The sequence below is a fragment of the Alphaproteobacteria bacterium genome (genome assembly GCA_019746225.1).
GTDB lineage: Bacteria > Pseudomonadota > Alphaproteobacteria > Paracaedibacterales > VGCI01 > VGCI01.
In genome coordinates, this window is sequence record JAIESE010000015.1 from 1 (window position 1) to 23651 (window position 23651).

A 23651-nucleotide genomic window follows, 5' to 3' on the forward strand; every position below is an offset into this window, starting at 1 on the left:
ATGACACGCATGATTTCATTCGTCCCTTCAAGGATTTGGTGGACGCGTAAATCTCGCAAATACCGTTCTACCTGATACTCCTTAATATAGCCATACCCTCCATGAAGTTGAAGAGCCTCGTTCACCACATGAAAGCCGACATCCGTTGCAAAGCGTTTGGCCATGGCACAATGGAGCGTTGCCTGCGTGTGCTTTGTATCCAATAGGGTTGCAGCTTTATGTACCAGAAGACGGGCGGCAGTCAACTCTGTCGCCATGTCCGCCAATCGAAACTGTAGTGCTTGAAATTCTTTGATTTTCTTGCCAAATTGCTCCCGCTCCCCCACATACGCCAAAGCCATATCCAGGCAGGCTTGGGCGCCCCCCAATGAACAGGCGGCAATGCTCAAGCGCCCCCCATCAAGGCCCGTCATCGCAATTTTGAAGCCCTCCCCCTCTTCCCCCAAGCGATTTGTCACAGGGACCCGCACTTGATCCAACATCACCGTTGTTGTGGGTTGGCTGCGCCACCCCATTTTTTCTTCCCTCTTGCCAAAACTGAGGCCTGACGTGTCTTTTTCTACGATTAGAGCGGTTATTCCTTTTGGTCCCGCTTCACCAGTTCGAACCATCACAAGGTAAAGATCGCTCACCCCACCCCCGGAAATAAAAGCCTTTGTTCCTGTCAGGATATAATGATCTCCATCCCGAACCGCCTTTGTTTTTAACGATCCCGCATCACTCCCAGATCCGGCCTCTGTGAGGCAGTAGCTGGATAACCATTCCATGGAAGTCAATTTCGGCAGCCATTGTTGATGTTGGGCGGGAGATCCAAACCGATCGATGAGATATCCCACCATATTGTGAATCGAGAGATAAGCGGCCGTTGACACGCAAGCTTTTGAAAGTTCTTCAAAAATCAATACGCTATCAAGGCGTTTGAGGCCCGTTCCCCCATGACTTTCTTGCACCAACAACCCCCCAAAGCCAAGCTCCGCAGCTTTGCGTATGGTTTCTACGGGAAAGATTTCCTGCTGATCCCACAGTGATGCATGAGGGGCAAGCTGGTCTTTCGCAAAATTGCGCGCAAGCTCTTGAAAGGACACTTGTTCAGGCGATAAAGAAAAATCCATGATGGGCTCCTCAGGACGTTCGGCTCCTAATTAAACGTAAAGCAGACTTTGCGAAATGTCTATAAGAGGACGTATTGCGAAAGGGGAAAGATTCTTCTATAAATCTTACAGGCATTAGAAAAAGAAGGACAAAAACATGAACTTTTACGGTCAATTTCCCCAGACTCGCTTGCGCCGCCTTCGCACCCAAAACTGGCTGAGGGAAATGGTTCAAGAAACCCGCCTTCACCCTTCTGACTTGATTCTCCCCTTGTTTATCCGAAACCCCGATGGGCCCGCTGAAATTGCCAGCATGCCGGGTGTCCGTCGCTGGACCATTGAGGAGCTTCCTCAGATTATTGACCAAATTCTTAGCCTGGGTATCCCTGCCGTTGATTTATTTCCCCTCACCCCTTTAGAGCTCAAAACTCCAGATGGCCGAGAAGCCTTCAACCCTGACAATCTTATTTGTCAAGCAATCCGGGCCATTAAGAAGATTTCACCTGATCTTGGGGTTATTACAGATGTGGCCTTGGACCCCTACACTAGTCATGGGCACGATGGCGTCTGGAATGGCAAAACCATTGATAATGATTTGACCCTCGATCAACTGGCCAAGCAATCCCTGGTTCAGGCAAAAGCGGGAGCGGACATCATAGCCCCCTCAGACATGATGGATGGTCGCATTGCCGCAATACGAGGCGCTCTAGATAGTAATAATTTTCAAGACGTCGCCATCATGAGTTATGCCGCCAAATACGTTTCCTCGTTTTATGGCCCATTCCGTGAAGCTGTTGGGGCCGTAAAGCTCCCTGGCCAAGACGGGAAGTCGGTTGGGGACAAAAGGACCTATCAAATGGACCCTGCGAACGTTGAAGAAGCTTTACGAGAAGTGGCACAAGATTTGGCCGAAGGGGCCGATATGGTTATGGTCAAGCCGGGCCTGCCCTATTTGGATGTTGTCTCGCGGGTTCGGCAAACTTTTAACGTTCCTACGTTCGCCTATCAGGTGAGCGGGGAATTCAGCATGATCAAAGCTGCTGCCGCCAACAACTGGATCAATGAACAAGCGGTCATGTATGAAAGCCTCATCGGCATTAAGCGCGCCGGCGCTACCGGAATCTTTACTTACGCTGCTTTAGAAGTTGCAAAGCAATTGAGAGAACAGATGGGGAAGTAAGGCTCGCCTCGAGCTATTATCACACAACCCAATTCCTTTTTAATAAATAAAGGACATTTCTTTAATAATTCATTAAGAATTTATGCTTTACAATTATTTATTATAACTTAAATGAAGTGAATTATAATGAATAAAGGGCTTTCTTTTATTGCGGCATTCTGTTTCACGATAATTCTACTAAAAGGTTTCATCGTTGATTCTTCGGCCAGTGAAGAACTGGACGAGAAAGAATTTAAAGACCTATTGGGCGAGTTAGCTACCTTTATGAAGGAGCCATCTAAAGCTTCAGGAACAGGTGTTAATAATCAAGAAGCACCCTTACTTCACGAATCAAGTCGACAAAGCCCAGCACCCGCAAGTCCGAAACAGACTCATAGTGGTTCGAGCCCTGGAAGATCTGACTCTGACGAGCCCGTTCAAGAAGCTAAAGAGGTTGAAAAGCCAAGCTTCTCAAGCCTACGCCTAAAAGGCCCCAGAGAGCAAAGCCCAAGGGTTAGCCAAACATTTTTGGCAAGAACATCCCGAAGCCAAAGTACGATTACTCGAGGGACACGTAGTCACAGTGAGTCACCTGCGGATGCCGGGAGTCCAAAACTGGATAATCCAAGGAGTGAAGCTCGCAACAATAGACCTCTCTTTCAAACCTTAAAAAACGTTAATGACGACACTTGGGATATCGATTTTATGATGGGATTGGTTCTTCCAAGACCCACGACCCTGCCCTCCCCAGCCTTCCCAATTGGCGAATCAATCGAACCAGAGAAAAAGGTCATGGAACAACCCTTACAAGGTTCAGTGTTCTTTTTAAAGCTTGAAGAATGTCTCGCTTATGAAAGACCTTCAAATTCAATCCTTGAGCAATTGAGACCCCTTGATAAAACAAACTATAAGGACCCTGAGGTAATCATAACTCTTGCCGGAATCACGGACCAAAAAACACAACGAATCATTCGACTCTATTTTCAAAACTTTAATGATCCTGAAACAATTATCAAACTTTCTGGCACCAACGATGAAAAGCTCAAGAAAAGCATCCGTAAGTATTTTGAAACCAAAGATCAGGTTCTCAAAAAGAAAAAGTTTGTTGATGATCTTCGCAACAAAATTAAAGAAAAGACTCAAAAAGTAGATATCAAGGGTTATGTTGAGGATATTATACTTAAAAATAAACCGAATGTTCAAGAAACAGAACGTGTAAAAGCTATCATATCAAGTCTTAAATCCATTTGGGTTACCTTTTCAAGGGAAATAACTGGTGATAAGAAAGTTCACTTTGAAACTGCAAAGCACCTCGCCTCTATGCGCCAATTGAAGGTTGAGCGTTTTGGTGCAAAGGCAAATCGCATATTTGAAACTGTGTATGAGCCTATGCAAGATAGTATGGTCTATTTGTTTCCTCGCCTCCGTGCCCTCGGGGCAACTTTGGTCTTATATGGTGACTCCCCTTATACACCCACAATAGGACAATTTATGAGTGGAACTGGATTCATTCAGGAAGGTTGCTTGCCTGAAAATTTCTATTGCCACATCAAAGACCCCAATGAAAATTCAGAAATCCAAATTTTCTTAGAACCTCAACCTTCAAGAATTGTTTTTGTTGGCAGTTCTGTCGATAGATTAACCACTGATCGGCAAACAGTTAAAAGGCATTTCGAAGAGAGGCAAAGATTGGGGGTTGTCATTGATACCCTCCATTACGACTCATTTTCTTCGTTCATCACCGGGCCTCTCTTGCTTTTGCAATACGAATTAATGGCTGAATGGGAAAAGAAATTAGACCCGGCACGTGAATTAATATATTAATAATGGTCCTAAACAAAGTGATTAAGATGACAAATTTTTTTCGTAAACTCTGCACCGTCCTGATTGGTCTATCTTTTACTACCTCTTTAACTTATGCCATGGAAGAAGTGACTGATGGTCCTTTCCCTGAAGAAACAAATAACTCCAATCATAAGAATGAAGCAGACAAAGAAGAAAATGGAACCCCCCCACTGAATCTAGACGTAGTTCATAGAATGCAAGACATACACAAACGAATGAAAGACCATAAGCGTGCAATAAAAGAACAATATTATAGGGAATTTTTGGCCCCGAAATTTCCCAACTTATTACCTCATCATTTCAAAGTCAAACAACTCCATCTAGAAGGTTTATCAAAGCTACTAGAGATTTTAAAACCAAAAAGGGTTTTAAGGCGAGAAAGAATTGTCCTAAAGTTTGCAGAAGCTGGAGATTCGCCAACGAAACATGCCGTATCCCTTAAAGGAACGCTGATTTTCTTTGATCTTGAGGGATGCCTTACTTGCATGAGTCCAACAGATGAAGTGCTAGCCCAAATGAGGGCCCTTGACCACACAAACTACAATGATCCAGAGACCATCATCAGATTGGCGGATATTAAGGATGCAGATATGCAAGCCAGAATTCGAGGTTGTCTTAGAAATTATGAGGATCCAGAGACCATTATCGAATTAGCGGGTGTTAAAGACAAGAAGACCAAGGCAAAAATTAGGGATTACTATAAGTGCAAGCATGACCATCGTTACAATGAAGATCTTTTTAATACCTCTCTCGATAAATATATGAATATTGACACGGCAACAGTCGATTGCGAAGAAGACTTCTTCTTTGGAATGCCTATGGAGATATCCAAAAATACTGTTATTAAACAAGACCCCCATTTAAGCAGGTTTTTGTACCATGGGTATACAAGAGAAGATTTTGAAGAAGTGAGCCAGATAATTGCAAGGATTTTACCCAAAGGAGAAGACACCCTTTTTGTTAGAAAGATCGTTGACAGAATCAAAAATTCTTGGGGTTTATTCAGCTATGAAGGGCTTGAAGACTCGAACGACATGTACAAAGAAGCCGCAGCCAACTTGGGCTTGAGTCTTAAAGACTTCCTAAAATCACGACACCCCAAGAATCTCCCATCCACCTTCCGACCTATCGAGGACGGCATCGAATACCAGATTCGTAAACTTAAGGATTTAGGCGCAACTCTGTATGTATATTCTTCGCTACCCTATAATGATGCCATTGACCCCCTCTTAGCGAGGTTGGGATTCGGTGACACAAAGGAGAGCCGAAGAGACCTCTATCGGAATTCAAAACCCATACATATTTGGAATACTTTTGCCACAAACAAAAGTCTTTTTGAAAGGGTTGTCGTAGTTGATAACAGGATCTCCAATGTTTTCTTAAGCCTGAATGCACTTCGATTGGCAAAATTGGAAACACAAAAAATTGTGGGAATTACGAATGAGTATTATTTAATGAATCCAGCCCTCCTCGAACATCAGTACAAGCTTGTTCAAGCCTGGCGTCAACGGAATACTGTGGTTGAACCAATCAGAAAGAACGTGTGGGGTAAGCCATATGATGCAAGAGATGAACAGCTCAAGCTTAAAGGATATAAGCGCTCAGCTAATCTCCTAAAGAAATCCCAAGGCCCCGTGCCGTGCGAATCATCGTCCCCTTGCGATCGACCGCTTGGAATTGTTCGATCGCCTCAATAATTGGAACATCCACGATTTGACGGTTTTTCCAGGCCACCATCCGATCAAATTTGCCCTTTTCGATTAAATCTACCGCATGGACGCCAAAAGCCGAGGCGAGGATGCGATCTTGAGCGCACGGCTGCCCTCCCCGCTGCACATGGCCCAAAACCATTGTTCGGATATCCGCACCTGTCACAGCAGATATTTTCTCCGCAAGATAGTGGCCGATGCCCCCATAACGTGGACGGCCTCCCTCATCAGAAAGTACAACTTGTTTGCCATCCTCGGTTTTCACAGCCTCAGCGACCACGATCAGCGCAAAGGTACGCCCCAAGTCCGCAAGGGAAGATATCTTTTGGGTAATTTTGTCCAAAGAATAAGGAATTTCAGGAAGCAGGATGATATCAGCACCTCCCGCAATGCCAGCACTCAAAGCAATATGACCCGCATCGCGTCCCATCACCTCCAGGATCATAACCCGCTGATGACTAGCGGCCGTCGGTTGGAGGCGATCGAGCGCTTCCGTTGCAACTTCCACCGCTGTTGGATACCCAATCGCACTTTCCGTATGGCCTAAGTCATTATCGATGGTCTTCGGGATGGTCACGAGGTTCAAATCCCCTAGTTGGGCCAAATGACGCAAGATGCGCATGCTTCCATCACCCCCAATGCCAATTAAAGCATCCAGCTGAAGTTCCCGATATCCTTCAATAAAGTCTTGGGAGCGATCGGTGCGATTTCCTTGAGCGTCTGGAAAACTAAAGGGGTCATTCTTATTCGTTGAGCCCAACATCGTGCCACCACTGCGCATCATCATGCTATTGCACGTCTCGATGGTCAGCTCTTGATAATCAAGGGGACGCACAATGAGACCCGTCGTCCCATTATGGATCCCCACCACATGCCATCCATAGGTTTGAATCGCGCGATAGGTAATCGCTCGAATCGCCGCGTTCAACCCCGCACAATCGCCACCACTTGTTAAAACACCAATTTTTTTAACCAAGTTCCCATCTCCCGAATTATTGCTCAAGTCGCCCTGTAAGTTGGACCATAAGAGCACTCCCACTGCCGTAACCTAACACTATTTTTGAGGGATTGTTAAGGCGTATTTAAGAGGGCCTTAGGACCTTTTTTCCACCAACAATAGGATGCTTCACGCCTGTCGTCGTCGGAAAGCTGATAGGCAATCCTGCCTTGACGCGAGCCGCCAGATAAGCAAATGCATAGGCTTCAAGCAAATCGCCATCCCAGCTAAGAGCTTCAATAGCCTCTACTGGACATGGGCTCATAGTGGAGAGGCGATTCATGAGATGTTTGTTCCGACGCCCACCTCCAGCAACATATATTTTTGTCGGGTGCTCTGGAACATGATCCAAGCTTTTGATGATCGCTTTCGCTGTGAACTCAACGAGTGTTGCCGCCCCATCAGCAAGCGAGAGTCCTCTGATATCCTTAACACGTGTGGCAAAGTCATTGCGATCCAAAGATTTTGGTGCCGACTTTGTAAAATAGGGATGACGCATCCACGTCTCTAGTATCCCTTCATGCGGCTTCCCTTGAGCTCCTAATTGACCATCCTGATCATAAGATGCTCCCGTCTTTTGCATGACCCAGTCATCCAAAATAGCCCCTCCAGGACCTGTATCACAGGCAATCAAGGGGTTCCCTCTCTTGATCCAGGTGATGTTCGCGACACCCCCAATGTTCACAACAACCACAGGATCATCTTCGTGAAGCATCGCCTGATGGAAAATCGGAACCAGGGGCGCCCCTTGACCGCCGTTGGCCACATCTTCTGAACGAAAGTCATAGATAACCTCTTTCCCGGTTTCCCTTGAAAGAAGCTCACCATCCCCCAGTTGGTGGGTTAGAGGTGGGCTATGAAAAATCGTCTGTCCATGAAATCCTATTAAATCAATGCGATGCTGTTTCAGGACTTGTCGAGCAACATCCGCATGGAAAAGGGTGATGTCTTGTTCAATGGCTTGAATATCCTGGTTCAGATCCCTTTGCCCCAAGACTGATCGGATTCTTTCACGCAGATCATTTGGGTAGGGCACTGTCATCCCCCCACCAATCTCCTGAATCGTCTCCCCATCCGTGCGCAACCAAGCCGCATCAACGCCATCCAGGGACGTTCCACTCATAAATCCTAACGACCAGATGGGTTCCATTTTGCCAATCACCTTCAAATGTGATACACCATATTTAAGACTCTTTATATTACTAAGATAAGCGTATCATACCCTGAAAGATGAATGATGAAATCAGAATTTTTGCATATTATTAAATCCCGTGGCTTTTTTCACCAGGCCACGGACTTCGAAGCCCTTGATGAAATGATGGCAACGCAACCTGTCACGGGATACATCGGATTTGATTTAACGGCCGACAGTTTGCATGTGGGAAGCCTCATTCAAATCATGATGCTCCGTTGGATGCAACGAACTGGTCATCGCCCCTTGATTCTTTTGGGTGGGGGTACCAGCAAAGTGGGAGACCCGTCCGGCAAAGATACGGCGCGCCAAATATTAGATGATGATACTATTGAGAGAAATACGGCAGGTATCCGCCAATCCTTCGCCCCGTTCCTTGACCTCGATCATGCCCTTATGCTGAACAATGACGACTGGTTAAGCAACATCAACTACATTGAGTTTTTACGGGATTATGGTCGGCATTTTTCCATCAACCGAATGATGTCCTTTGATAGCGTCAAGTTACGCCTCGAACGCGAGCAAAACCTGAGCTTCCTTGAATTCAACTATATGATATTGCAAGCTTATGATTTTCTTGAATTATACCGCCGATATGGGTGCGTCCTTCAGATGGGCGGCTCAGATCAATGGGGCAATATCGTAAATGGCGTTGAACTGACGCGACGATTTTTAGGCAACCACGTGTATGGCTTGACATCCCCCCTCATCACGACCTCGAGCGGAGAAAAGATGGGAAAAACAGCCAATGGGGCTGTTTGGTTGAATGAGGATCGTCTCTCTGCTTACGATTACTGGCAGTTCTGGCGAAACACGGAAGATGCGGATGTGGGGCGTTATTTACGCCTGTTCACAGAAATACCTCTGGAAGAAATTGCGCTGCTCGAACAACTCGAGGGTGCAGAAATAAATGAAGCTAAGAAAATTTTGGCTGACCATGCAACGGCACTTGCTCATGGTCCGGATAGCCTCGATCATATCCATAACACTGTTGCCCAATTGTTTGAGCATCAATCCGGCTCTCTGGATAGCCTTCCCTCTGTTGAGATTTCAATGAAGGATATAGAAGAGGGTCTTATGCTTGTCGATCTTTTGTGCAGGGCTGGATTAACCGCCAGCAAAGGGGAAGCTCGACGCTTGATTCAAGGGCATGGCGTACGCGTGGATGACCAACCCGTACTGGTTGAAACCCTTGAGGTCAATCTTGAGCTGCTGCATGATGGAATGCTGAAATTATCTGCTGGCAAAAAGCGCCATGTCTTAGTGCGCGTTCTGTGAGGGCAAAGTTTTTACGTCACCCCTGAGGCAAATCATAATGCACGTACGTGTACTTTACCTCTCCCCTTGTGGGAGAGGTCGACTCTGAACGAAGTGAAGAGGCGGGTGAGGGGGATGATTCAGAAAATGAGTATCAACATCATAGAATGGAACGTTGTGGATACATCACCCCTCACCCGCTCCACGCCTTGACTACGTCACGGCGTGTCACGACCTCTCCCACAAGGGGAGAGGCAATGAAACAGCCATTCATACTACATTAGAGAATATTAGTGAAGCAATCCAGATTTCCTACCCAAAACTAGGTGTCGATTTTCCAGTATCCCCTTGGGTTCCATTGATTCCGATTGACCCAATCACTGGGGCTGGTGTTTGTGCGGCTTTTTCTTCATCAGATAGCTCACGCAATACATACCCACGTCCCCAAACGGTTTCTATGTAGTCTTCACCATTTAAGGCTTCAGCCAATTTACGACGCAGCTTACAAATAAATACATCAATAATTTTCAATTCAGGTTCGTCCATTCCTCCGTAGAGGTGGTTCAAGAACATTTCCTTCGTAAGGGTCGTCCCTTTACGCAAAGAAAGAAGCTCAACGATCGCATATTCCTTACCGGTCAAATGAAGCGGCTTACCATCAACACTGGCGGTGCGGTGTTGCAAGTTTACGCTCAAACGACCGGTGCGAATAATAGATTCAGAGTGGCCACGAGACCGGCGGATAATGGCGTGGATGCGTGCCAACAGCTCGGTCTTATTGAATGGCTTTGTCAAATAATCATCAGCTCCGAAGCCAAGGCCGCGGACCTTATCATCAATTTCACCCAATCCTGAAAGGATCAGAATTGGCGTTTTAATTTGGGCTGCCCGTAAGCGGCGCAAGACTTCATACCCATCCATATCGGGTAGAATCAAATCAAGTATAATTAAGTCATATTCATAGAGCTTACCAATTTCCAAGCCATCTTCCCCAAGATCTGTTGTATCACAAACAAATCCTTCAGAACGGAGCATGCTTTGTAGTGTTTTGGCTGTTGCGGAATCGTCTTCAATTAATAGTACTCTCATCAAAACCTCCAAATAATTAAACTGCTAAGATGATCGTAACAAATAATTTTTAATATAACTAATAGAATATTTTTATTTTTTTAGACATATTTTAACGATTTGTTTACTATTGTTGTGATTTGACTTTGAAGAAATGTTTATCCTTTGCACCGGCTGGCCTTGAAACATTGTATATATACATATCGCAAGTACGAAATTTAAGAAATTAGACTGTGGGGCCTCAATCCAAATCCGCCAGCAACGTGGCATTGCCCCCGGCGGCGGTTGTATCTTGGGTAAAGGATCGCTCTACGGTGAAGCGCTGCAAATAGTTCGGACCGCCGGCTTTGGGGCCTGTGCCGGAAAGTCCTTCGCCACCAAAAGGTTGAACGCCTACAACAGCACCAATCATACTGCGATTGATATAAAGGTTCCCTACGCGAGCTCTCTTTCGAACGCGGTCGATGGTCTCATCAATCCTGCTATGTACACCCAGCGTCAGACCGTAGCCTGTAGCATTTATCTGATTGATGACTTTGTCCAAATCTTGTGCCTTAAAGCGAACCACGTGCAATATCGGGCCAAAAACCTCTTCTGTCATTTGTGTGGCAGAAGACAACTCCCAAGCCTGAGGAGCAAAATAACTTCCCTGGTTATGGGACTCATTTAAGGCAACTCGACAAATCAATTGCGCTGTATCTTTCAAACTCTTCTCATAGGTTTGCAATTGTTTGCAAGCATCATGATCAATCACGGGCCCAACATCCGTCGATAAGAGATGAGGATTGCCTACAGCCAATTCTTCCATGGCCCCTTTCAGCATAGCCAAAAGATTGTCGGCAATCTCTTCTTGTACGAAGACCATGCGCAAGGCGGAACACCTTTGCCCGGCACTTTGGAAAGACGAGACAATCACATCTTGGATCACTTGCTCCGGAAGGGCGGATGAATCCACAATCATGGCATTCATCCCCCCCGTTTCCGCAATTAGCGGCACAATGGGGGAATTCTCCCTTGAAAGGAGGGTTTGGGCGATACCCTTTGCAACACCCGTGGAGCCTGTGAAGGCAACACCCGCTGTGTGAGAATCCCGTGTCAGCTTATCCCCAAGAAGGCTGCCCTTGCCGGGTAAGAAATGCAATACATCCCCTGGAATTCCCGCTTCATGAGCGAGCTGAATAGCGCGGTAGGCAACCAAAGGGGTTTGATGGGCAGGTTTTGCAATGACACAGTTTCCAGCGGCCAAAGCGGCTGTGACTTGTCCGATAAAGATAGCTAGAGGAAAATTCCAAGGACTGATACACACGATGACGCCACGCCCCTGAAGGCTTAATTGGTTCAGCTCCCCCGTGGGGCCTGGAAAATTCATAGGGACACTCATGAGACGTCGAGCCTCCGAAGCATAGTATCGGCAAAAGTCGACCGCTTCCCGAACTTCTGACAGCGCATCAGGAAGCGTCTTCCCCCCCTCATAGACCAATAATGTCATCAGCTCTTCTTGATGGTTCTCCAGGAGAGTTGCAAGGCGTTCCAAATAGTGGGCTCGGATTTCAACATCCGTGCCACTCCAGCTTTCAAACGCGCTATTCGCGCTGTGCATGGCTTTCTCAACATGTTCGGGTGTCGCATTCAAAACTTGCCCAATCATTTGATCATTATCAGAAGGATTCACCAATAAAACGGTTTCTCCCTGACGAACATTTTTCCCCGCTATAATGGGACATGCAGACCAAGGAGCCCCTTTGGGCATAGCGAGCCTCGTTGCTTCCATCTTTTGTGTCAAGTCATGGATACCTTCAACGTCATGAAGATCTATGCCATAAGAATTCTGCCGCTGAGGGCGGAAAAGATCTTGTGGTAAAGGAATCTTGGGGTGCGCAATCGGCACGGCGACGCGTGCTTGTGCAATCGGATCTGCAATCAAAGCCTCTATCGAGACCAAAGGATCATATATCTTATGAACAAACGATGTGTTTGCGCCATTCTCAAGCAATCGTCGCACCAAATAGGGCAACAGATCCCGATATTCCCCAACAGGCGCATAGATACGACAAGGTACATTGAAATTCTTATTTTTCACGACTTGCTCATGAAGAGCCTCGCCCATACCGTGAAGTCGCTGAAGCTCAAATTCCTTAGTTTCGCCTGCCATCTCCAAAAGCATTGCAACTGTTTGGGCATTATGAGTGGCAAATTGAGGATACACAGCCTCACTTTGAGCAAACATTTTTTGAGCACATACCTGATAACACACATCCGTAAAGACTTTTCGGGTGAAAACGGAATATCCCTTTAAACCCCGTTCTTGGGTGCGTTTGATTTCTGAATCCCAGTAGGCTCCCTTAACAAGGCGAATACACAAACGCCGGTCATCCCGCTTAGCCATCTGAATAAGATCATCGATCAGCAGAGGCGCCCGCTTTTGATAGGCTTGAACGGCAACCCCAAACCCATTCCAACCTTCCAGGTCCACATGAGCAGAAATATATTGAATGATGTCCATAGAAATATCTAAACGTTCAGACTCTTCTGCATCAATGGTAAGGCCAATGCCCTTCTCTTTCGCCAGAAGAGCCAACTGCAAAACCAAAGGCCTTAATTCATCGAGAATACGTTGCCTTTTGGCTAACTCATAGCGGGGGTGAAGGGCGGATAACTTCACGGAAATGCTGGGTTGGGAAAATATATCTCCTTTTGTTACCATTTTGCCAATTGATTCAATGGCTTGCGCATAGGACTGATAGTAACGCTTAGCGTCTTCCTTTGTACAAGCAGCTTCCCCTAACATATCGTAAGAATGTCGATAACCTTGACGTTCAGCCGATTTAGCGCGCTGCATGGCCTCACCAATGCTCTCCCCCATGACAAACTGTCGTCCCAAGATTTTCATGGCTTGAGCAATGCTTTGACGAATGACAGGCTCACTAATCCTTCGGGTCAATCCCCCCACCACTTCGAGAAAACCCTTTTTCTCCAAACCCCAATTCATCAAATGATCAGCGGTTGATAAGCCAAAATTAGTGAGTCTTGCAAAAAGGGTGTCCGCAACGCTGACACCCTGATCAGGTTGACCTCCCCATTTGACGGACCCAATTTTATCCCGAATCAACCGTGTTTTTGTTTGCGTGTCAGGGACCCGCAACAAGGCCTCAGCCAAACACATTAACACGATACCTTCTTGGCTATTCAAATGGTAGGTTTGGAGGAAATTCTCAATACTAAAACGATCCTGTTTCTTGGCCCTTACGGCCTCCACAAGACTATGCGCCAGATCATAAATTCGCCTCGATTGTTCAGGAGTCTGTTGAATCTGGTCGAGAAGCAACATAACAACTTCCGCCTCATCTTTTCGATAAAAGTCGTTGAACTTTGAAACAGGGCCGAAATCGTTAAGATCAGAAGAAGGAGGATTTGAAATCTCTTCCTTGGGATGTGACTTCTTCTTCAACTTTGGTTTCATGCCATATTCTCCAGCGATCAAGTTCAATTCAAAGCTTTAACAAGTTTTATCATGGTACCCAATATGTTTTTATGAGTTTGAAGCTTTTATAATAAATTTTTGGTAAACAAAAGCCAATCCCAAAAAAAAGAAGGATCAAATTAATCCTGCAGCCGTTCGAGACTATAGATTCTTCGCCAGAAGCACAAAGTCACCAACAGTCAGCTCTTCGGCTCTGGCGCAAGGATTAAGCCCTAATTCGGTGAGTCTATCTTCCGAAAACAAGGGCTTCAGGCTGGAGCGAATCATCTTTCGCCGCTGGCCAAAAGCGTGTTGGGTCATCTTCTCCATAATTGGAAAAAGAGCTTTATCTGAGGCATCCATGACTTTTGGGAAGAGTTGCACGACGCTGGAGGTAACTTTGGGCGCCGGCGTAAATGCTTTTGGGGAAAGATCAAACAACCGTTTTACCTCACATAACCACTGGATCAAAATCGACAACCGCCCATAAGCTTTTGTCCGCGGTTTGGCAATCAAGCGTAACGCGACTTCTTTTTGAAACATCAATGTCATAGACGAAATGCGATCCAGATTTGAAAGCCACTGGATCAGAAGGGCCGTACCAATATTGTAAGGCAAGTTGGCCACAATTTTAATGTCCCCGTTTGGAATGGCAGATTGAGGGGCCAGTTTGAGAGCATCCCCCTCAATAACATGAAGCTTATTTGGAAATGCTTTTAGAATATCGGCCAATATTTCTAAACAGCGATGGTCCCGTTCAATGGCAACAACTCCCGCTCCTGCCTCCAACAAGGCCCGCGTTAGGCCCCCTGGACCAGGACCTATCTCAAACACTGTCGTTCCCTCGAATGGACCCGCAGCCTTTGCGATCCGACGTGTTACATCCATATTGAGGAGGAAGTTTTGCCCTAGGCTCTTTTTCGCCAAGAGACCATGTTTGTCAATTACTTCACGTAAGGAAGGGAGTGTATTCTTGATGTCACCCAAAAAAGACCCCCTCTCTTGGAATTAGCTACTTTTTGAACTGTTGGCTTGTGCTGATTCTGCTTTCCACTCAATAAAAGCCACACTCTTCAATTTTGCCATTTCTTGAGTAGCACGCTTCCCTAGCTTTTGTTGTTCAACAACACTGGAAGCCATATCCCGCGTAAGTACTGGTGGAGGGGCAACCTTTGGCATCGTTTTTGAACATACCATCGTTAAAACAAGGCCTTCTGGCGTCATGGTAGGCTGCATGCATGTCCCTGTTTTTGTCTTATGGACCATGGCTTTTAAAGGGCCTGGTAATTGCCCTAGCTTAACGATCTGATTTGCTTGAACTTTGGCCCCAAAACCTTTGGCCGCATTGAGGAATGCAGGGCATCCCTTTGCCTGGTGGGTTTCTTCTATTTTTGGCCCCAAAAGCATCATGACTGCTTCCGGTGTTTCGGGAGTCACATCAAAGACTGCCTGGCACAAAGTAATGTCCATAAGTTCTGGAGAAGGCTCTTCTACTTTCACTTCCTTGGCCTTAGACAAGGCTGTGTCTATTTCTACATCCGCAATATGAACTAAGGGGCCATACATTTCCCGTATGTAGCGTCCCCAAGAAATTTGTGCTCTGAGTCGAGTCATCATAGTCTGTTTAGAAATTCCATTAGATTTAAGCATCTTCACCATGGCATCCAAAGACATTTTATTGTCACTCGCGAGACTTTCCAAAGTCTTCTCGACCTCAGCATCACTGATGACAATTTTCTTCGCCTTTGCCGCCTGTAGCTGAAGACACTCATTTACCATTTCTTCAATTACTTGTTTGCGCACTTCATCAGGAACAGGATCATTAGTAGGCCGGCCCGCACCAAGATTTACCAATCGAATCCGCTGTTCAACATCAGCAGCTGTAATAGCGTCCTTATTGACAACAACAATAATACGCGTATCTAACGCTGCATCAAGTGGACAGGCCATGAATGCCATCCCTGTCACAAACAAAATTATACGTAGAAATCTCATCTTTTACGATCCTTTAAGTTAATCACACCTAAACCTATTGGCCATTGCCTTTGATCATTGTTTTATAGTAAACCTGAAGAAAGGTCTATAAATGTTTTTTAGTCGCTTGAATAATATATAAGTTGTCCCGTGCTCAGATGCTTGAAAATAGATGCTTAAACAAGGAAACTTTTTGTAAATGAGTCTCGTTACACGCCATCTTCTTAAGTATCTTCTTACCAGCTTATTTTTTCTGGCAGCCGTTTTAACCACTGGCGTTTGGCTAACACAGTCTTTACGCTTTGTTGAAATTATCGTCAACCAAAATGTATCCATTGGTGGATATTTTTCTTTTGTTGGGTTCTTAATTCCAGACTTACTCGCCATCGTATTGCCCATTTGTATTCTGATCAGCGTCTTATTTACGTACAATAAGCTTATTGCCGATCATGAACTCAGCATATTCCGCACTTGTGGCTTAAGTAATTGGCGTTTGGCACGGCCGGCTCTTATCCTTGCTCTTCTTTTATCCTTTGTAGTGGCATTTATCAACATATACCTGGTTCCAGTCTCTTTTCGTCATTTACGTGACATGGAATACGAACTTCGTAATGAGTTTTCTTCTAACTTCGTCCAAGATGGTATGTTTAATACCCTCAGAGGCGTTACAGTCTACGCACAAACCAGAGCCGTCAATGGCGACTTAGATGGTGTTTTTATTCATAGCATCGGACAAAGCGCAACGGTATCACAACCCAAACGTGATCCTTTCACCATTGTTGCGAAGCACGGCACAATCGTTGAGAGGGAGGGAAAGAAGTCCCTCCTGATGCTTTTTGATGGAACCCGCCAGATCAAGGATCAAAAAACAGGAAATGTCAGTTTTTTTCATTTCAAGACCTTGAGCTATGACTTGGATCAGCTTGCAGCAAATATCCAAGAGCGAATCATCAAACCCCATGAGCGCTCCCTAAAAGATCTCTTAACTCCCCCAGATGCAGACAATATATCTCCTACAACAAAAGCACAGCTTCGCTCAGAGGGTCACCAACGCCTTGTTCCCCCCCTGCTTGTCCTCTTATTTACCCTGATTGGATTGTGTTCCCTTCTCCCCCAAGAGTTGAACCGTCGAGGACGGCAAAAGAAAATCGCTTTTGCCATCGGGTTAGCTGCCTGCATTCATATCGGATTGATTTTTCTTATTAATCTCAATGGTCGTTGGCCGATAACGATTCCCCTTGCCTATCTATCCGTTATCTTTATAGGCGTTATTTTACTTGTGATATTAGAGAAACAGAATTTACAAGCCTTGTGGCAGGAGTATACTCAAAACAGGAATGATTTGAGGGCCACCCAATGATCTATTTATTTTCAACACTCAACTTCTATTTTTGTCGGGTTCTACTGGTCTGGTTAGGGGCGTGCACAATTATCATAAGCACCCTCATTTCGTTATTTGAAGGATCAGAGCTTATTCGTCGCTCTATAGGAAAGCCGAACATTGATCTTTCAATTATTTTTGAGATGATTATCTTAAAGCTACCAAATCATTTTCAAATACTCCTCCCATTTATAGTTCTCATGTCGACAATGGTGGTCTTCTATCGATTGAATCATACCCAAGAAATTGTTGCTGCGCGAAGCTCTGGGTTATCTATATGGCAATTCTTATCTGGTCTTATGGTCTTTGTCTTAACCTTAGGATTCTTACAACTCGTCATTCTCAATCCCTTAAGCGCTGCCATGAGCAATCGCCTTGAGAACCTTGATGCTGCATACTTTTCTGGCGCAAGCAGTCGCATTGCCATCTCTGAAACAGGTTTGTGGCTTAGAGAAAGCACGACCAACAGACAAACCATTATTCATACAGGATTTGTGCAACCCAATACAAAAACCTTTACCAATGTGACATTTCATAACTATCAACCCAATGGAACCTATGAAACTCGTATTGATGCCACCTCTGCTATTTTACAAAAAGGGCATTGGGAGCTGCGGGATGCTGTTATTTGGCAAGACAAGGAAGGCGCCTTTAAAAACTACCCGATCATGAAGATTGCTACCCCCTTAACCATAGAGAAAATTCAAGATAGCAATACGTCACCTGAAACAATTTCCTTTTGGTCGTTGCCCAAATTTATTGATATTCTTGATAAATCAGGCTTATCAAGCATCAACTACCGGCTTTATTGGCATGGTCAAATCGCAAAACTGGGAATTATGATGGCCATGATATTGCTTGCTGCTGCCTTTGGAATACGCCCGATCCGACAAGGAGGCACCGTCTTATACATAACGATGGGAATCTGCAGTGGATTTGCACTCTACTTTTTGAATGATATCGTTTATGCTTTGGGGCGAGGAGGTCAGATCCCAATTCTCCTGGCCGCCTGGGCGCCAACGCTGATCATGACACTTTTGAGCCTTGCACTCCTTCTCCACCTAGAAGATGGTTAAAAAATGACATTTTGTACTTACTTATTTCATGCGTTGCTTTTATGTGCAACATTATTACCTTCTGCGAATTTAGCCGTGGCTAGTCCACGTCTGAATCAGGCCCAACAGGATGAAGACGAAGTTTTGTCTCAAGAAGAAAAGGTAGAACTATCAAAGATTTCTTCTAAGGGTGTTTCCCCAATTCTTATGCGTGCTGACAATATCAACTATGATCAAGAAACCGAGATTGTCGTTGCGACAGGGAATGTTGAAATTGCTCAAGGTGATCGTCTTCTTATGGCACAAAAGATTATTTATAATAAAAAAACAGGGAAAATGACTGCCGAAGGTAAGGTCCTCTTAAAAGAGACGCAAAAGCTAAGGATTGCCCCAAATCCCGATGACACTCGAAGAAGGGAATTTTTGAGTCATCAAGATCTCATTGTAAACCGATTGCGCCAAACAAGCCTTTTAATGTCAAATCCATTAAATCTGCCTGATTTAGGAAAACAGCTCACGCTCACACCAAATGAAGATCTGCCCAAGAAAGTTCTTCCAGACTATAATTTATCATTTGCACCCTACGCCGAATTTAATGATAAATTTCAAGACGGATTTATTCGGGACGCAAAGATGCTTTTGTCGGACAATGCTCGCCTCGCTGCCAATTCAGCTAAGCGTATCGGGGGTCAAAAAGTTATTTTTCGTCAAGCTGTTTATAGCCCTTGCGACGTATGCCGAATGAATCCGTTAAAAAGCCCCCTTTGGCAATTAAAAGCAGACAAGGTCATCCACAGCAAAGTTGACCAAATAATCATATATCATCACGCCCGCTTAGAAATGGGTGGCATTCCCGTTTTTTATCTGCCTTATTTCCGCCACGCAGATCCAACTGTTAAGCGCAAAACAGGGTTCTTGATGCCTGCGTTTGGTCGCATCTCTGACTTGGGTATGATTGTGAGCACCCCGTTTTATTATGTTATTGAACCCAATCGAGATTTAACTCTGATCCCGATCATTACAACGAAACAAGGCCCCCTCATGGTTGCTGAGTATCGTCACCTTTTCCTTAACGGGCACATTACGGGTAGTACAAGCTATACCCAAACACATGACCTAAAAAAGATTCCCAAAGGGTCCAACCTTCCGGGAAGTGATCGCTGGCATATTTTCACACAAGGGCGCCTCGATTTGAATGATGAGAATGTAGCCACTTTCGACATCAATCGAGCCAGTGACACGACATACTTACGCCGGTATCCAATTTTGCCCCAAGGATTCCGCTTGAAATATCCTGTAAAAAATATGATTAGCACAGCTGCCATTGAACAATTTGGGGTCCACAATTATGGCGTCGTCCGTACAACGGTTTATCAAACAGACAACCAAGCAACAACACCCTATTTGTTACCCCATGCTTGGTATAATTATCAAACCGACCCAGATGCCATGAATGGTATTTGGAATTTTGATGCTAACTTCCTTTCTCTCGGCCGCCGTCTTGATACCCCTGGCAGGAATGCCCGTCATATGCAACGATTATCCTTAAACGGAGGATGGCGCCTTCCCTATATTACCCCCACGGGTCATGTATGGACTCTGCAGATGAATTTAAGAGGAGACAGCTATGTTCTTGAACATTTTCAGCCGAGTCTTTCCAAGCCGCCCCAATCATCTACGTTTAGAGGACGTCTATTCCCAACAGCTTCAGCCCAGTGGCGCTACCCATTAGTAAAACACCTCAGCTTTTCACAATGGGTGGTGGAACCGACAGCCATGATTGTTGGAACACCTCGAGTCAGCAATCGCTCCATTCCCAACGAAGATTCGTTGAACATTCAAGTTGAAGACACATCCCTCTTCTTGCCTCAACGCTTTTCTGGACTTGATCGGGTGGATACCGGTGGCAGGTTCATTTATGGAGCAAACTCTACCTGGTTTTTCCCTAAAAAACGTCTCATCCAGCTCTTCTTAGGGCAAAGTGTTCGCATGGATCACAATCAAGTTTTGCCCATAGGCGCAGGTGAAAACAAACATGCATCAGATATCGTCAGCCGATTTCGGCTTAACCCGATGGATGGTATACAGTTGCTTAATCGAATGGCTATTCATTACAAGAACGGCCACCCACGTATTTCAGATACTTCTGCAATCTTTGGGAAAAAAATACTTATACTCCAATTAAATCATACATTTGTAAACAAATACTCAACAACAAATGGTGTTGGCATTTCGCAGGCGACTTGGGTTTTGGGAACCCAGCCCGTCGATCATTGGAGCTTTTCTCTTGGAGAAACACGCAATCTAAAACAAAACCAACATGGAGCCCTGTCTAGAACGATTTCTGCCCTTTATCATGATGAGTGTTTCCGGATGACCATGAGTGCCTTTAGAACGCGCTCATCTGACAGAGACATTCGCCCAAATACTGGCCTGATCATCCAGTTTGATTTCAAGAACTTAGGCTCTATAAGTCCGTTAGATACATTTGGTATCAATGCCAATAATCTTTAGAGAAACATGAATGCGTCTTGCGCTATACCAACCAGAAATTCCTCAGAACACAGGAACCCTCATGCGACTATGTGCCTGTATGGGAATCTCTCTTGAGGTCATTCACCCTTGTGGGTTTGTATGGGAAGATCGCCGTCTGCGCCGGGCTGGCATGGATTACATGGATATAGCTGCAGTTCAGCATCACACGTCGTGGGAAGTTTTTTCTAACTGGACCCAAAGAGAAAACCATCGTCTTATTCTCTTGGATGCCAAGGCCCAAACCTCTTATACTGATTTTGTTTTTAAGGAGAGAGATATTTTAATGATGGGACAAGAAAGCTGCGGTGTGCCAGAAGATGTTTTCAAAGAAATTCCACACCGCTTAAAAATTCCCATGATCCCCAACTGTCGCTCCCTCAATGTTTCCCTTGCAGCAGCTATGGTTGTTGGGGAAGCTTTAAGACAATTAAAGATTCAGCCGAAGGACAGAAACCATGACCACACTTGACCAAAAAACACTTCTTTGCGATTGGTTTTCGAGTCTTCAGACGCGGATTTGTTCAGCCCTTGAAAACATTGAGGACGATGCAGATAAACTGGGTATAGTCCCAAATTATATAGCCCCAGGGCGCTTTGAACGCTCGAACTGGAAGCGACAAAGCACAACAAACACAGAAGATTCAGGCGGTGGAACCATGGCCATCATGAAAGGGCGTGTTTTTGAAAAAGCGGGCGTCAATGTCTCTACAGTCTTCGGAGAATTCCCTCCTCACTTTGCCAAAGAAATCCCAGGCGCCAAAGATGATCCCCGGTTTTGGGCTGCTGGCATCTCTCTTGTCATTCATCCCATCAATCCCTTTGTTCCTGCAGTTCATATGAATACCCGGCACATTGTGACCACAAATGCCTGGTTTGGAGGAGGCGCTGATCTCACCCCTACATTTGAATTTGATGAAGATACAACTGACTTTCACAAAGCTTTTCAAAATGCATGCGATGCCCATGATCCGGAGTACTATGCCCGCTTCAAGGACTGGTGTGATAAGTATTTTTTCCTTCCCCATCGCCAAGAACCTCGCGGCATTGGGGGCATTTTCTACGATAATTTGAACAGTGGTGATTCTGATGTAGATTTTGACAAAGACTTTGCATTTACTCGGGATGTTGGAGAAGCTTTCCTCGACATATACCCCAAGCTGGTCCGACGCCATATGGAAAAGCCTTGGTCTGAGGGCGACAAACAAAAACAAATGATTAAGCGCGGGCGGTATGTTGAATTTAATCTTCTTTATGACCGAGGGACAAAATTTGGCCTTCAAACAGGGGGAAATGTTGAAGCCATCCTCATGTCCCTGCCCCCCCTGGTCAGCTGGCCTTGAAGTCAAATAAAGCGACAATTTTAAAATTTATTGACGGATATCCTCATTACCTAATATTATTGTGAAGAGTTCAAAACTCATCTCTCCTAATCTTTCCCCAATATACTTGTTGACCCTGATCTTACGTCATCCCTTACCCTTTTCCATTGTTAGCTAATTTTCTGGCAATAGTTGCCTTTACCCCTTACCCTATAAATTGAAAGAGAATTTTATGCCTAAATACTTTTTACCCCTTTTAATCTTGTCCATCATTGCTAGCGCCATTGAGGTGGATATTTCTGTGCCAAGTTTTCCTGACATGGGACACTATTTTAATGTCGCAGATGGTGTCATCCAAATGACCATTGCCTATAACTTTTTAGGGTTTTGCCTTGGCGCTGCCCTTTATGGCCCCCTATCTGACGCTTATGGACGACGCCGTATCATGGTTTGGGGGAATGCGATTTTGATGATTGGCGCCGTTCTTTGTGTGCTAGCACCTTCCATTCCCATTCTCCTTTGGACACGCTTCCTTCAAGGAATTGGCGCCGCCACATCCGCTGTGGTTGTCTTTGCAATGATTGCAGATGCCTATCCCGAAAAAGAAAAAGCTGCCTCTCTTATAGGCTCCATGAATGCCGTGATCACCGTGTTGATGGCCGGAGCCCCGATTGCCGGCGGGTTTATCAATGAAGCTGTCGGTTGGCGCGGAAACTATAGTGTTGTTGCCCTGATCTGTGCCCTATCTTGGATTTGCTTAGCTCTGTTTTTACCAGAAACGAAAAAAGCGACTGAACCGTTTCGTATTCGCAAAATTCGAGATGATTATCAAAAACTCCTGAAGAGTCCTCAATTCATTAGTGCCTCTCTTGTCCCAAGCCTCCTTTATTCAGGATACCTGGCATTCGTTGCTCAAGCTTCCTTTCTCTACACAGAAACTTACGCTTTATCCTTGATTGCATATGTACTCCACCAGGGATTCATCATCATTGTGTTTTCTTTTGTCAGCTTCTTCTCGGGATCTATTATTCAAAAGCTGGGCTCAAGAGGGTGCATCACAAAAGGATTAACGATTTCTGCCATCAGCGCCATTACCATGGTTACTATGAGTTATTCTGATTTAAAGTCTCCCTATTTGATGACGTTATTAATGAGTCTGGTGAGCATTGGCTCAGCCATGAGCTACCCTGTTATCTTTGCAGGATCCTTAGAAATATTCCCCAATATCAAGGGGGCCGCCTCTTCCATGGTGATGAGCATGCGTTCTTTCGTATGCTTTGGGTTCGTAGCATTAACAGGATACATCTACAATGGTGACCCGTTGCGGATCTCCCTGATTGTGTTGGGATCCATCACCTTATGCCTGGCATTTGCCATTCATTTGCTAAAATCAGATCTTTTTGCGAAAGTTCCCTCTCCTAAAATAGTGTCCTAGGCTTCATACACATTGAGTCTTATACGTTCATTGTGCTAAAAAAGATGGAAAGAGGTAGGTTTGTTTTGTATCGTCATAGACAGTAATTGTCTACCGATCTCATTATTACAACCCCTCACCCGCTCCATCGCTAAAGCTCGGAGCGACCTCTCCCAAAAGGGGGGAGGTATAGGT

At 45.2% G+C, this 23651-nt stretch carries 17 protein-coding genes; 10 read left to right on the plus strand and 7 right to left on the minus strand.

Annotated features, from left to right (window positions below; all coding sequences use genetic code 11):
* Positions 1–1112: acyl-CoA dehydrogenase family protein (locus tag K2Y18_02840; protein ID MBX9804673.1), on the minus strand; the 1112-nt coding region annotated here is incomplete at its 3' end.
* Positions 1113–1248: 136 nt separating this feature from the next.
* Here K2Y18_02840 and hemB point away from each other — a divergent pair.
* The 3 genes from hemB (at position 1249) to K2Y18_02855 (ending at position 5792) form a co-directional block, all read left to right on the plus strand.
* Positions 1249–2271, plus strand: a complete 1023-nt coding sequence (gene hemB / locus K2Y18_02845; protein ID MBX9804674.1) for a porphobilinogen synthase — start codon at positions 1249–1251, stop codon at positions 2269–2271.
* A 126-nt stretch (positions 2272–2397) separates the two neighbouring features.
* Positions 2398–4074 (plus strand): hypothetical protein, encoded by a 1677-nt coding sequence (locus K2Y18_02850; protein MBX9804675.1) that lies wholly within the window; start codon positions 2398–2400, stop codon positions 4072–4074.
* A gap of 26 nt (positions 4075–4100) precedes the next feature.
* The gene (locus tag K2Y18_02855) at positions 4101–5792 is read left to right on the plus strand and encodes a hypothetical protein (protein ID MBX9804676.1); all 1692 of its coding nucleotides are present in this window, start codon (positions 4101–4103) and stop codon (positions 5790–5792) included.
* Here the strand turns inward: K2Y18_02855 and K2Y18_02860 are convergent.
* Both K2Y18_02860 and K2Y18_02865 read right to left on the minus strand, forming a co-directional pair.
* On the minus strand, positions 5701–6780 hold the full coding sequence (locus K2Y18_02860; protein ID MBX9804677.1) for an ATP-dependent 6-phosphofructokinase: 1080 nt from the start codon (positions 6778–6780) through the stop codon (positions 5701–5703). The two genes, K2Y18_02855 and K2Y18_02860, sit on opposite strands and share 92 nt — an antisense overlap.
* A 106-nt stretch (positions 6781–6886) precedes the next feature.
* Positions 6887–7951 (minus strand): anhydro-N-acetylmuramic acid kinase, encoded by a 1065-nt coding sequence (locus tag K2Y18_02865; protein MBX9804678.1) that lies wholly within the window; start codon positions 7949–7951, stop codon positions 6887–6889.
* 87 nt (positions 7952–8038) lie between these two features.
* On the opposite strand from K2Y18_02865, the gene tyrS reads away from it, so the two are divergent.
* Complete coding sequence (gene tyrS, locus K2Y18_02870; GenBank protein ID MBX9804679.1) at positions 8039–9271, plus strand: tyrosine--tRNA ligase; 1233 nt, start codon at positions 8039–8041, stop codon at positions 9269–9271.
* A gap of 291 nt (positions 9272–9562) precedes the next feature.
* On the opposite strand, the gene K2Y18_02875 is transcribed toward tyrS, so the two are convergent.
* The 4 genes from K2Y18_02875 to K2Y18_02890 all read right to left on the minus strand — a co-directional run bounded on the left by K2Y18_02875 (position 9563) and on the right by K2Y18_02890 (position 15728).
* A complete protein-coding gene (locus K2Y18_02875; GenBank protein MBX9804680.1) occupies positions 9563–10339 on the minus strand; it encodes a response regulator transcription factor in 777 nt (258 codons plus the stop codon).
* A 220-nt stretch (positions 10340–10559) separates the two neighbouring features.
* Complete coding sequence (putA, locus tag K2Y18_02880; protein MBX9804681.1) at positions 10560–13778, minus strand: bifunctional proline dehydrogenase/L-glutamate gamma-semialdehyde dehydrogenase PutA; 3219 nt, start codon at positions 13776–13778, stop codon at positions 10560–10562.
* Between the two features lie 162 nt (positions 13779–13940).
* Positions 13941–14765: a 16S rRNA (adenine(1518)-N(6)/adenine(1519)-N(6))-dimethyltransferase RsmA gene (gene rsmA, locus K2Y18_02885; protein ID MBX9804682.1), complete on the minus strand. Its 825-nt coding sequence runs from the start codon at positions 14763–14765 to the stop codon at positions 13941–13943.
* Between the two features lie 21 nt (positions 14766–14786).
* Positions 14787–15728 carry a SurA N-terminal domain-containing protein gene (locus K2Y18_02890; protein MBX9804683.1) on the minus strand — a complete coding sequence of 314 codons (942 nt, stop codon included), beginning with the start codon at positions 15726–15728 and terminating at the stop codon, positions 14787–14789.
* 223 nt (positions 15729–15951) lie between these two features.
* On the opposite strand from K2Y18_02890, the gene K2Y18_02895 reads away from it, so the two are divergent.
* The 6 genes from K2Y18_02895 (at position 15952) to K2Y18_02920 (ending at position 23477) form a co-directional block, all read left to right on the plus strand.
* A complete protein-coding gene (locus K2Y18_02895) occupies positions 15952–17112 on the plus strand; it encodes an LptF/LptG family permease (GenBank protein ID MBX9804684.1) in 1161 nt (386 codons plus the stop codon).
* Entirely contained in the window at positions 17109–18209 is a 1101-nt protein-coding gene (lptG, locus tag K2Y18_02900) for an LPS export ABC transporter permease LptG (GenBank protein MBX9804685.1), read from the plus strand. The genes K2Y18_02895 and lptG overlap by 4 nt, the downstream gene beginning before the upstream one ends.
* A 3-nt stretch (positions 18210–18212) precedes the next feature.
* Positions 18213–20702, plus strand: a complete 2490-nt coding sequence (gene lptD / locus K2Y18_02905; protein MBX9804686.1) for an LPS assembly protein LptD — start codon at positions 18213–18215, stop codon at positions 20700–20702.
* A 10-nt stretch (positions 20703–20712) separates the two neighbouring features.
* Positions 20713–21192: a tRNA (cytidine(34)-2'-O)-methyltransferase gene (locus tag K2Y18_02910; GenBank protein ID MBX9804687.1), complete on the plus strand. Its 480-nt coding sequence runs from the start codon at positions 20713–20715 to the stop codon at positions 21190–21192.
* A complete protein-coding gene (gene hemF / locus K2Y18_02915; protein ID MBX9804688.1) occupies positions 21179–22063 on the plus strand; it encodes an oxygen-dependent coproporphyrinogen oxidase in 885 nt (294 codons plus the stop codon). Before K2Y18_02910 ends, hemF begins: the two co-directional genes overlap by 14 nt.
* A 211-nt stretch (positions 22064–22274) precedes the next feature.
* Positions 22275–23477, plus strand: coding sequence for a multidrug effflux MFS transporter (locus tag K2Y18_02920; protein MBX9804689.1), 1203 nt, complete (start codon positions 22275–22277; stop codon positions 23475–23477).
* The last annotated feature ends 174 nt before the right edge of the window (positions 23478–23651 follow it).